Source organism: Nocardia sp. NPDC059764, from assembly GCF_042732555.1.
Lineage (GTDB): Bacteria > Actinomycetota > Actinomycetes > Mycobacteriales > Mycobacteriaceae > Nocardia.
The window spans coordinates 1-11354 of sequence record NZ_JBHWHH010000212.1 but is presented as its reverse complement, the minus strand read 5'-3'; the positions used below and the strand labels follow the sequence as shown (position 1 = coordinate 11354).

The window sequence follows — 11354 nt, the reverse complement described above, 5'->3', positions numbered from 1 at the left end:
ATGGAGAGGCGACCATAGCCGACCGCCCACACCATGTACGCCGCCGCCGCGCACCTCGACCGCGACGCCTGGTCGCGCCCCGGCGCGCTGGACACCACGGTCCGGCTCGGCTTCGGTCCGGTGCCCGGCCCCATGGCCGCCCTGATCCACCTGACCGAAATCCTGGTCCACGGCATCGACCTGGCCGTCGTCACCGGGCAGCGGCGCCTCATCGACGAGCGGCAGGCCGACTACCTGCTCACCGTTATGCGATCCATGGACTTCGACGCCTTCCGGCGCCCCGGCATGTTCGGCCCGGCGCGGCCGTCGTCCGCCGACGCTCCCGCTCACGACCGGCTGCTGGCCTTCCTCGGCCGGTCTACTTCTGCAGCGTGAACTGCATGACGTCGAGGTGCCCCGCGCGGAAGTAGTGGGCGCACCCGGTCAGATACTTCATGTAGCGCTGATAGACCTCTTCGGAGGTGAGCTCGACGGCCTCGGCGTGGTGGGCCGCGAGGGATTCCGCCCACAGGTCAAGGGTTTTCGCGTAGTGGGGGCGCAAGGATTGGATTCGGGTCGTCCGGAATCCGACCGCCTCGGCCTCCCGGGGGACGGTGTCCTTCTGGGGGAGCTGGCCGCCGGGGAAGATCTCCCGTTTGACGAAGATGTGGAACAGGGCGTCCTCACGGGTCACCGGAATCTCGGCGGCCCGCAGGTCGGCGAGGCTGTGGCCGATGATGGTGTGCAGCAGCATGCGGCCACCGGGGGGAAGCATGCGGTGGCAGCGGGTGAAGAACTCGGGGTAGCGCTGTTTGCGGAAGTGTTCGAACGCCCCGATGCTGACGATGCGGTCGGCGGTGCCGTCGAATTCCTCCCAACCTTGCAGGCGCACTTCGGCTTCGGAGATGCCCAGATCGCGTAGTTCGGTGCGGACGTACTCGAATTGGTTGCGGCTCAAGGTGAGTCCGATGACGCGGACTCCGTAGGTGAGTACGGCGCGGATCATGGTCGAGCCCCATCCGCAGCCGACGTCGAGCAGGGTCATGCCGGGTTCGAGCCCCAGCTTGCCGAGCGCCAGATCGATCTTGGCCAGTTGGGCCTCTTCCAACGTCAGGCCCGCGCGTTGGAAGTAGGCGCAGCTGTAGGTCTTGGAGGGGTCGAGGAACAGCGCGTAGAAGTCGTCGGACAGGTCGTAGTGAGCCTGGACCTGCCGGTAGAAGGGCGCGAGCTGGGCCATGGCATCTCTCCCCGGGTGTGGTGACGTCGGAGATATGGACATCCGGACATACGTAGCGGTCGGGCCCTGGGTTCTACATCGCGGACACGCCGCCAACACGCCGCGCTTTTCATTCCGAAATTGCCATTCGACCTCAGCGTAGCGGCCCCGGCTGCTTTCCTGAAGGGAAGTGCAGCATCGAGTCAGCAAACACAATTCGGAGGGTTGGGGACCGGCCATGCACCGCACCGGACACGAAGAGGTCCATCCTGGCAGGCCGTGGTTGTGGACGATTCTGGTGGGAGCGGTGGTGGTGGGACTGGCCACGTGGTGGATCAGACCGCAGTCGTTGAGCTGCAGCACTGCCGCGCCGACGCCGACGGTCGTCACGCTGTCCGCCGCACCCGCACCGAGCGCGGTTACTCCTCAGCAGATTCGAACCGTGGACGCGTCACCGCCCCTGGAGCAGGTCGAGGCCCGGTTCTACGACTTCGGTCCGGGCGTCGCCTGCTCACTGCCGGATCTGCCGCCGGACGGCTATTACGTCGGTGTCCCGACCAGCCGATACGAGGGTTCCGCCCCCTGCGGCTCCTACGTCGACATCGACGGCCCGCTGGGCAGCGTCCGTGCCCAGATCGTCGACCGTTGCACCGGCTGCGGCCCGGACCAATACGACTTGAGCCGTTCGGCTTTCGAGGCGATCGCCGATTCCGTCGACGGCGTCGCGCCGGTCAAGATCAGCGCCGTGCGCGACCCGAACCCCGCGCCGGAGCTGTTCTACCGCGTCCAGCAGAGCTCTTCGACCAGCTGGATCGGAATCCTGTTCTCCGGCACCGGCAATCCCCTCGCGCAAGTAGCCTTGCGCCCGGATTCCGGCGGCGACTACCGCCCGATGCGCCGGGGCTACGACAACTACTGGACCGTGTCGGGCATCGGCAGGGGCCCGTTCACTGCCCAGGTGACCGACATCTACGGCCACGTCGCGTATGTCCCCGGGGTCGCGATCGAGCCGGGGCAGTTGCGCCGCACCGGAATTCAGCTCTACGACATCACGGCCGAGCCGTCCCCCGCCCCGTCCGAGCCCCCGGCCCCGGTGGTCGTGACCACGGTGGTCGCCGCCCCCGCGCCCTGCACGCCGTAACCCGCCGCCGCGCCCGCGGTATGGCATCATCGAGTGAAACGTGTTCCAGTTCGACCGCCGCGACGGTGTGCCGGGAGGCCCTCGATGACGAACCCCAGCTCGGATACGACCACGCCCGCCGCGCCCCGGCGCGGCCGCCGCCTGTCACCGCGCATCTCCCGGCTGACCGAGGTGCCGCAGGGTGAGATGGTGGAGCTGCCCGACCGCGGCGTCACCTACGTGGTGGACCTGCCCGGCCCGACCACGGCCGCGCCGACCGTCCTGCTGCTGCACGGCATGGCGACCACCGCCATGCTCAACTGGTTCCCGTCGCTGCGCGAGCTGAACGCCCACTACCGCGTGGTCCTGTTCGATCAGCGCTGGCACGGCCACGGAATCCGTTCCGAGCGTTTCGATCTCGACGATCTGGCCGACGACGTCATCGCGGTCGCCGACGCCGTGGGCATCGAGCGCCCCATCCTGGCGGGCTACTCCATGGGCGGTGTGGTGGCCCAGCTGGCCGCGCACCGGCACCCGGACCGGGTGGGCGGGCTGGTCCTGGCCGCGACCACCTACCGTTTCCAGGAGAAGTGGCGCGAGCGCGCCTTCCATCGGGGCTGGTCGGCGACGGCCGCCCTGTTCTCGGAATGGTCGTTCCGCCGGGCGGAGCTGCGTCGCGACAAACTGCCCACGCTGCCGGAGTCCTCGTGGCCGGTGGGCCGGATGGATCGCTGGGCGATGACGGAGCTGCGGGCCACCAGCGGCTGGGCGCTCGCGCAGGCGCTCGCGGTGCTGGGGCGTTTCGATGCGTCGGAATGGCTGCCGACGCTGAAGATGCCGACGGCGGTGGTGATCACCACGCGGGATCGGGCGCTGCCCGTGTTCCGTCAGCTGGAGATGGCGAAAGCGATTCCGGGAGCGGAGATCTTCCTCGCCAGGGCGGGCCACGCGGCCTGCGCACTCGAGGCGGACGTCTTTGTCCCGGTGTTCCTCGAGGCCGTGCAGTCGGTGGCGGAGCGGCTCTAGACGGTAGCCACTCGGTTCGGGCTCAGCCCTTTTCGCGCGCGGCCTTGAGCAGCGCGGTGATCACCTCGGGGACGGCGTCGGCGATCTTGTCCACATCGGGGACCAGTTCCTTGCAGGCGATGAAGCCGAAGTCCAGGTGGCCGTTGTTGGAGATCACGGTGGCGGTCAGGCCCGCGCCGTGGAACACCGGTCCGAACGGATACATCGACGACACCCGCACCCCGAGGAAGTACATCGGGAAGTTGGGCCCGGGCACATTGGAGATCACCAGGTTGTGCACCACCGGGTGGTGATCGGCCAGCTTGAGCGAGGAGTACGCCCGGGCGGCGAGCTGGAAGGTGTTGGGCGGGGCGTACTTTCCCCAATCCTGGAGGAAATCCGCGCCGATCAGGTTGTGCTCCTCCTTGGCCCCGCGATTGTCCTCGGCGATGGCCAGCACCCGCGCCACCGGATCCTCGATCTCGGTGTAGAGCCGGGCGAAGATGGTCGACACCTTGTTGGTGCCCTCCTCGTGGCGTGAGGTGTCGTGGGTCGACACCGGAACCGAGGCCATGAGCGAGGTTTCGGGCAGTTCGTCGTGCAGTTCGAGGTAGCTGCGCAGCGCGCCGCCGACCACGGCCAGCACCACGTCGTTGACCTTCACCCCGAAGGCGGTCTTTATCTCCTTGATATCCGACAACTCGGTCTGTTCGAAGGAGATGGCCCGATGCTGGGTGATTGCCCGATTGAACGGCGTGCGGGGCGCGGTGAACGGCAACGGCATACCGCGGCCGCCGGATTCGCGCCGCCGCTGCACCAGCCCGCCCAGAATGCCGACCGTCTTGGGCACCATGCCGACCATGCCGAGGCGCCCCGGCAGGTTCAGCAGCGCCTCACCGGCGAGCTGCAGATCGGTGGGTTCGGCCTCGGCGGTGGTGTCCTCGGCGGGCGGGGTGTAGGTCACGCCCGGCTGCATATCGCACAGGTGCATCATCATATTGGTGCCCGTGATGCCGTCCACGATGGCGTGGTGGTACTTGGAGACCACCGCCACCCGGCCGTGCGGCAGGCCTTCCACCACCCACATCTCCCACAGCGGGCGGGCGCGGTCGAGGGGGCGTCCGGCGATGTCGGCGGCCAGTTCGGCCAGCCCGCGGTCCCCGGCTCCGCTGGGCAGCGCCAGCCGCCGCACGTGGTAGTCGAGGTCGAAGTTCGAATCCCGTACCCAGACCGGATGATCGAGGTTGAACGGAACCGCGTGCAGCCGCCGCGTCATGGCCGGGATGAGGTGCAGCCGCCGGCCGAGTTCGGCCTTGAACGCCTCGTGCTGATAGGTGACCCCGTCGGCGGCGGGGTCGAGTATCAGCAATGCGCAGACGTGCAGGAGTTGGGTGTCTGTTTCGAAATAGAGGAAGCTCGCGTCGAGCCCGGTAAGTCGTTCCATACCAACACACTATGAGAACCGGTTGTATTTTGCGTGCGGTTCGCGGTGCGCTCCGGAACCGGTCCGAGCCCGTTTTGTTGCCCCAAAGTTGCACGTAGATAACAAGTTTCACGATGAAACGGTTGGGTACCAATCAGGTGTCTCTCCAGTGGAATTCGTTGCCGCCCTTCCGGAGCGTTCTTACCTTGGGTCACATGGTCCGGTGATCGTTCTCTAGTCAATGACAAGAGTCACCGGACTTCTCACAATGACGTGAGAGGTGAGGACGATGGGCGACCGGAAGGTGCTGCCGTCTGGAAGATGGCGTACGGCATGGGGTGTCGCGATCATGCTGACGATCGCGACCGTGTTCGTGCCACAACCGAGTTCCCACGCGCAGGGCTGCGCCGATGTGGACGTCGTAGTGGCCAGGGGCACAGGCGAACCCGGCTGGCTCGGCGATCAGATCGGCGACCCCCTCTTCGGTGTCTTGCGGGACCGGCTGCCCATCTCGATGTCCGCCTACCGCGTGAACTACCCCGCCGACTACAGCTTCGACGTCGGCGCGGGCAGCGCGGATCTGGTGCGGCACTTGACCGTTCGCGCCGCCGCCTGCCCCGGCCAGCAGTTCGTCCTGGTCGGCTACTCACAGGGCGCGGCGGTCGTGCAGGCCGCGCTGGGCACCGGCGTGGTGTCCTGGTACCCGGGCCGCGTCCAGCTGCCGCGCTACCTCGGCGACCGGGTGGCGGCGGTCCTGCTCTTCGGTGACCCCGTCCGCGGCCTGGGCTGGAATGTGCCCGGCGAGTTCCTGTCCCGCACGGGGGACTGGTGCGTCGGCGGCGACCCGGTGTGCGGTTCCGGCCTCAATGCCAACGCGCACGTCGCCTACGGCAGCGATCTGGTGGCCGCGGCCAATTTCGCCGCGGACCACATCTGACCCCGAACTGTGTGAGGTGCAACTACTCCGCCGAACGGATCCGAATACCGTCGCCGGGCAGGATGATCACCAGTTCAAGCCCGGAATCCGGTTGGTGATCCGCGCCGCCGGCGCGGGCAGGCCCATGAGCGGCTGCACGATCGGGGCCAGCGCCAGCAGCGGACTGCGGGACTCGGGCTTGGCGGTGACCTCCGCCGCGCTCTCGCCGGTCGCCGTGGTGGATTCGGCGTCCACCGCCGGGTGCCCGGTCTTCGGCTGCGAACGTGCCGCCTTGGACTCGCCGAACATCCGGTAGCCCTGGTGCAGGATGGCGCGTTTCACCGACGGCATGACCGTGTCCACGAACTGCGCGAAGGTGCCGATCGGGGTGTCGATGCGGCTGGGCCGGTGCTCGAGCGCCCGCACCACGATGGCGGCGGCCTGATCCGGGCTGTGCACCGGAATCGACTTGTACAGATCGGTCGGCGCGATCATGGCGGTCCGCACCAGCGGCATACGCACCGAGGTGAAGGTGATTCCGGCGTCGGCGTTCTCGACAGCGGCGATCTCGCTGAAGTTGTCCAGCGCCGACTTGCTGGCCACGTACGCGGCGAAGCGCGGCACCTTGGTCTGCACCGCGATCGAGGAGATGTTCACGAAGTGCCCGAAGCGGCGTTCCCGCATGGACGGCAGCAGCGCCAGAATGAGCCGCACCGCGCCGAAGTAGTTGACCGCCATGGTCCGCTCGAAGTCGTGCATGCGGTCGGTGGAGTTGAGCACCGAGCGGCGGATCGAGCGTCCGGCATTGTTGACCACGTAGTCGACGTGCCCGTAGTCGGCGAGCACCTGCTTGACCAGCAGCTCCACCGACTTCTCCTCGGTGATGTCGCAGACGTACGCCTGCGCCGCACCGCTGTCGGCCCGCACCGCGGCGGCCGCGGCCTCCAGGTCCTCCTCGGTGCGCGCCACCATGAGGACGGTCGCGCCGCGCTTGGCCACGGCGTGCGCGGTGGCCAGGCCGATGCCGCTGGACGCGCCGGTGATCAGCACGATCCGGCCGCCGAGACCGCCGTCGTGGCGGCGGGCGCGGTCCGGGTCGAGGTGGGTGCGCCAGTACGACCACAGCGTCTCGGCGTAGTCCTCGAAGGCCGGGACCTCGATGCCGGTGCCGCGCAGGTGCGCCCGGGTGGACTCGGAGACGAAGGTCGACTCGAACGCGGTGTGCGGGGCGACCTCGGCGGGAATGCCGAAGCGCTCCAACAGGAAATCGCGCACCGTGGGCACGCCCGGCAGTCCGCCCAGCGCGTGCAGCGCGGTGTGCGAGCCGGGCACGGTGCCGATCGCGGTGGGGGCGCCGGCCGCGCGGGCCAGCGCGTTGTAGATCTCGGTGAAGGGCTGCGGTTCCGGGTTGGTCAGATGGAACGTGCGGCCGATCAGACCCGGCTTGGCGATGAGTTCGAGCATGGCCGCGACCACGTAGTCGACTGGAACGATATTGGTGGCGCCCAGATCCGGGATCGGCACCGGCAGTTCCGACGGCAGCGCGCCGAGTCCGGCGATGGCGGGGAAGAAGTAGTAGGGCCCGTCGATCTTGTCCATCTCGCCGGTGCGGGAGTCGCCGACCACGATGGCCGGGCGGTAGACCCGCCAGCGCAGGTCCGCGGCCTCACGCACCATCTTCTCGGCCTCGAACTTGGTGCGGTGGTAGGGCGAGTGCAGACCCTGGCCCAGATCGAAGTCGTCCTCGAAGAACTTGCCGCGGTGGTCGCCCGCGACCGCGACCGAGGACACGTGGTGCAGGACCGCGCCGAGTTCGCGGGCCAGCGCGATCACCGATCCGGTGCCCCGCACGTTGGCCGCGTAGGTGACCTCGGGGTCGGCGGTCATGTCGTAGACCGCGCCGAGGTGGATCACGTGGTCGGCGCGGGGCGCGTCGTCGATCAGTCCCAGGCCGGGCGCGGTCAGGTCGCCGACCAGCGGGAACACGCGGTCCTCGGCGCCCCAGCCCGCCGCCATCTCGCGCAGCTTGGCCACCGAGGCCTCCCGCGTCAGTGCGTGGACCACGGCTTCCGGGTCGCGTTCCAGCAGTCCGGCGATGAGCCGCCGACCGAGGAATCCGGTTCCGCCCGTGATGATGTAGGAAGTCATCGTCCCCTCCTTGATTACGAACCTGTTGATACCCAACGGGGTTCGTCCGACATGCGTCGGTGGATGCGGACGTTGTGTGAATGGCCCCCTACAGAATGTCGGGCCGAGGTAGGAACACCATCGTGCCTAACTAGCCAGTAACTTTACGGTTCCGCGAGGGGTCGTTCAAGCGGAACGGCCGTTGCAGCCCTGTGTGACTGGTCACCTCGGGGCTATTCGAGTTGGTATGTGTAACAACGGGTTTGATGTAACTCGGGGCGCACTCGGCAATCCACGGGCAACTGGTCAAATGTCCTGAGCGGTCGACCACTTGGTTCGATTGCGCACCGTTCGCGGCTACTCGTTGACGCAGCGGACGTCGCCGTCGACCGTCTGAGTCACGATCGTGAAGGGCGGGCACTGGCGGAGGTTGCCCCACTCGCCCTCGACGCACGAGTCGTAGGTGTGCGGATCGGAGGTCGGCACGCGGGTGCCGGAATGGCAGCCCTCGCTCGCCGGAGTCGCTCCCGCGGAGGCCGCGCCCAGCATGGGTGCGCTCAACGCGATACCGGTGGCAACAATCCCGATTGCCACTCGACGGCGATTCATCGACCTCCACCTTTCCTCGGTGTTACTCATCAGTAGGTACCGAGTTCAGTATGACGATCGGTCTACTGCGGAGTGAAGCCGACAAGAGTCACACTTGTCGTGACCCGGGGAACGGCCGCCCTCCCGCCATGATTCGAGTCACACGGGAGGGCGGTGCGGGGGTCAGCGGCAGCGGCCGCGGAAGGCGCTCAGATCGATGGCTTCGGCCATGGCCTGGTATCCGGCCGGGTTGGGGTGCAGATTGTCGGCGCCGGCGTAGCGGGGCGCGAGGACATCGGGGTCGGCGGGATCGCGCAGGGCGGCGTCGAAATCGATGACGCTGTCCGACAGGGTCTGGGTGCGGATCCACGCATTGACCCGCTGCCGCACCGGCCCGGCGAGGGGCAGGGTGGCGATGCCGTCGGAGAGCGCGTTGCCCGCGGGCATGATCGTGCCGAGATGGACCGCCAGCCCGGCGGCGTGCAGCTGCGCGATCAGGTCGGTGTAGCCCGCGACCAGCTGGTCGAAATCGACGCCAATCGGGACGCCGAGATCATTGATCCCCTCGAGGATGATGACGTCGGTGACTCCGGCCTTGGCGATGGCGTCGCGCTGCACCCGGGTCACGCCGGCCGGGCCGAACTGCGGGATCAACCCGTCTCGGGTGATCCGGTTTCCGCTGACCCCGGCGTCGACCACGGTGAACGGCAGCCCCGCCTGGTCGATGCGGCGTTGCAGGAAGTCGGGGTAGCGGACATTGCGGTCCACCACGTTCGGATCCTGCGGCACGCTCAGGTAGGTCGCGCCGACATAGCCGTCGGTGATCGAATCCCCGAACGCGACAATGGTCGACGTGGTGCCGGGCGCCTGGACGTCGAGGCCCGACAGGAACGGCATCGAGGTGGTCGGCAGCGGCAGGGCCGCACCGGACGGTTCGTCGGTGGCGTCGCCCGCGAGCGGCAGGCTGTAGTAGCTGGTGGCATTGGCATCGAAGTGCTCGGTCGGCAGCACCGCCAGTCCCGGCGCGTACACGCTCACCGCCAGCGGTTGAAAAGCTTCGAACGTCAACTCGATCGGATCGCTGACCACCTCACCGCCCGCGGGCACCGTGACGCGGGAGCTCCCGTCGAAGCCCACCTCCCGCAGCGTCTCGGCGCGCACCGCCGGTCCCGCGGCCTGCTCGGCAATGGTGACGTGCGCGAATTCGACCGGCACTGGCCGATTCTGGTTGCTCAGATGAATCCGCACCACGGACCCGCCCAGGTGCGGTGTCGCGACCAGCCGGAACGTCTGCCCGCCCACGTGCGCCTGCGGCACCATCGACGGATCCACCGCCCCGAAGGCGTCCGAGGGCGCGGCCATCCATCCGCTCACCCATTGCGGCGCATCGCATCCCGGTGTCTCGGCCACGGCCGTCCCCGCCGGTCCGCCGACCGCCATCGCGGCCACCGCGACCGACGCCGCGACACCGGCGCTGCACACACCCCACCCACGAGACGCCATAGCGACCACCATCACCCGACCCAACTGGACATTTCGGCCAACGTAACCGCCGAAGATCGACCGTGGGGCCGATTCCGGCGATTGACTGTCAGCCTTCGCCGCCCGCTCGGTCGCCGGTCGGGGCCGGGTCCGGTCGCACTGCGGCGAGGCGGGCCGGGTCGACGAGCGCATCCCGAACGGGACGACCGCGTTCGGCCGTCGCCCCTATGACGGAGGCCGCGGCGCGAAGGTAACGCGATCGCCGCGGGCCGGGAAAACCGCAGGTAGAAAAATCGGTGGGCAGGTGTGGGAGCGGCCTGTAGCGTGCTGGGCACCGTGACATCAGGCGAGGAGGTGAGACCCGTGCGGACAGTACCGATGTGGGGGCTCCCCCTCGTGGTCGCGGATGGGCGAACGAACTAGTCGTCGCCGGGAGCGCCTCTCTGCGTAGGCAATCCCGAAAGGTGACGACCGATGAACACTAATTCTGTAGATATCCGCCGCGTCGAACTGACGCGGTGGGAAGCCGTCGAGAACGACCGGGTGGTCGCGTCCGGCGAGGTTTCACGACGGCCCGATGGGCGGCTGTTCGCCAGTATCGACGCGTGGCACGACGACGTCTTCGATCAGATCGCGGCGGCCATGCTGTCCACCCTGCGACGGCCGCTGCACACCGTGGTCGACGAGGGCGACGATGGGCTGCTGTCCTGTTGGGGGCGAGCGGGTTTCGTGACCCGCAGGCGGGAGTGGGAGTATCTCGTGCCCACTGATCCCGCGACCACCGGACTGGGGGCCGTGGCACCGCCCCCGGACATCACGGTGGTGCCCGCGGGCAGCGCGGAGGAGGAACCGCTGCGCGTCGTGGACCGGTTCATTCGCGAGGAAGTCGAATCGACGATCGGCTGGCAGGAGATGCCCGCCGAGATCCTGCGCGGCCCCGGCGGTGACACCGTGGTGGATCCGAAGCTGTACGTGGCCGCGGCACAGGCCGATCGCTATGTCGGACTGCTGCGCGTGGTCCAGTTGACGCGCTTGCCGCGCATCGGACTGATCGCGGTGCGGGCCGATGCGCGACATCGCGGCATCGGCCGCGCCATGCTGTCCCAAGCATTGGGCGCGTTGCACGTTCGCGGAATACCTACCGCGACAGCCGAAGTGAACGAATCCAATGTTGCGGCCCTGACGCTGTTCGACAGCGTCGGCGCGCGCCGGGTCGGCGGCAACCTGGAACTGGTGCTGCGATGACGAATCCTGGTCAGAAAGGAAAGGGCATCGAGATCCAGGGCACCGTGGTCGAGTGCCTGCGCAATGCCACGTTCACGGTGGAACTGCCCAATGGGCATCGGGTCCTGGCGCACATCAGCGGCAAGATCCGGAAGAACTACATCAAGATCCTGCCCGAGGATCGGGTGCTCGTCGAGCTGAGCCCCTACGACCTCACCAGGGGACGAATCCTGTTCCGGTACAGGACCTGACGGGCAACGGGGCGGCGTCGAGT

General features: G+C 68.1%; 11 protein-coding genes. 6 read left to right on the top strand and 5 right to left on the bottom strand.

Annotation, left to right across the window (positions count from 1 at the left end; genetic code table 11):
• Positions 1–33 precede the first annotated feature (33 nt).
• The gene (locus ACFV4K_RS31320; RefSeq protein ID WP_379279792.1) at positions 34–375 is read left to right on the top strand and encodes a TIGR03086 family metal-binding protein; all 342 of its coding nucleotides are present in this window, start codon (positions 34–36) and stop codon (positions 373–375) included.
• Here ACFV4K_RS31320 and ACFV4K_RS31315 read toward each other — a convergent pair.
• Entirely contained in the window at positions 359–1216 is an 858-nt protein-coding gene (locus ACFV4K_RS31315) for a cyclopropane mycolic acid synthase family methyltransferase (RefSeq protein WP_357277527.1), read from the bottom strand. The genes ACFV4K_RS31320 and ACFV4K_RS31315 overlap by 17 nt on opposite strands.
• A gap of 421 nt (positions 1217–1637) precedes the next feature.
• On the opposite strand from ACFV4K_RS31315, the gene ACFV4K_RS31310 reads away from it, so the two are divergent.
• Together ACFV4K_RS31310 and ACFV4K_RS31305 are read left to right on the top strand one after the other, a co-directional pair.
• Positions 1638–2336 (top strand): expansin EXLX1 family cellulose-binding protein, encoded by a 699-nt coding sequence (locus ACFV4K_RS31310; RefSeq protein WP_379279790.1) that lies wholly within the window; start codon positions 1638–1640, stop codon positions 2334–2336.
• Positions 2337–2420: 84 nt separating this feature from the next.
• A complete protein-coding gene (locus tag ACFV4K_RS31305) occupies positions 2421–3341 on the top strand; it encodes an alpha/beta fold hydrolase (protein ID WP_379279788.1) in 921 nt (306 codons plus the stop codon).
• A 22-nt stretch (positions 3342–3363) separates the two neighbouring features.
• On the opposite strand, the gene ACFV4K_RS31300 is transcribed toward ACFV4K_RS31305, so the two are convergent.
• Positions 3364–4764 (bottom strand): wax ester/triacylglycerol synthase family O-acyltransferase, encoded by a 1401-nt coding sequence (locus ACFV4K_RS31300; protein ID WP_379279787.1) that lies wholly within the window; start codon positions 4762–4764, stop codon positions 3364–3366.
• Between the two features lie 268 nt (positions 4765–5032).
• Between ACFV4K_RS31300 and ACFV4K_RS31295 the strand changes: the two genes are divergently transcribed.
• The gene (locus ACFV4K_RS31295; RefSeq protein WP_379279786.1) at positions 5033–5680 is read left to right on the top strand and encodes a cutinase family protein; all 648 of its coding nucleotides are present in this window, start codon (positions 5033–5035) and stop codon (positions 5678–5680) included.
• 66 nt (positions 5681–5746) lie between these two features.
• Here ACFV4K_RS31295 and ACFV4K_RS31290 read toward each other — a convergent pair whose 3' ends face one another.
• The 3 genes from ACFV4K_RS31290 to ACFV4K_RS31280 form a co-directional block, all read right to left on the bottom strand.
• Positions 5747–7807, bottom strand: a complete 2061-nt coding sequence (locus ACFV4K_RS31290; protein WP_379279784.1) for an SDR family oxidoreductase — start codon at positions 7805–7807, stop codon at positions 5747–5749.
• Between the two features lie 336 nt (positions 7808–8143).
• Entirely contained in the window at positions 8144–8395 is a 252-nt protein-coding gene (locus ACFV4K_RS31285; protein ID WP_379279782.1) for a hypothetical protein, read from the bottom strand.
• A gap of 162 nt (positions 8396–8557) precedes the next feature.
• Positions 8558–9877: a GDSL-type esterase/lipase family protein gene (locus ACFV4K_RS31280; protein WP_379279781.1), complete on the bottom strand. Its 1320-nt coding sequence runs from the start codon at positions 9875–9877 to the stop codon at positions 8558–8560.
• Positions 9878–10330: 453 nt separating this feature from the next.
• Here ACFV4K_RS31280 and ACFV4K_RS31275 point away from each other — a divergent pair, with 453 nt between their 5' ends.
• Positions 10331–11101 (top strand): GNAT family N-acetyltransferase, encoded by a 771-nt coding sequence (locus ACFV4K_RS31275; RefSeq protein ID WP_379279779.1) that lies wholly within the window; start codon positions 10331–10333, stop codon positions 11099–11101.
• Complete coding sequence (infA, locus tag ACFV4K_RS31270) at positions 11098–11331, top strand: translation initiation factor IF-1 (RefSeq protein WP_379279777.1); 234 nt, start codon at positions 11098–11100, stop codon at positions 11329–11331. The genes ACFV4K_RS31275 and infA overlap by 4 nt, the downstream gene beginning before the upstream one ends.
• Positions 11332–11354 lie beyond the last annotated feature (23 nt).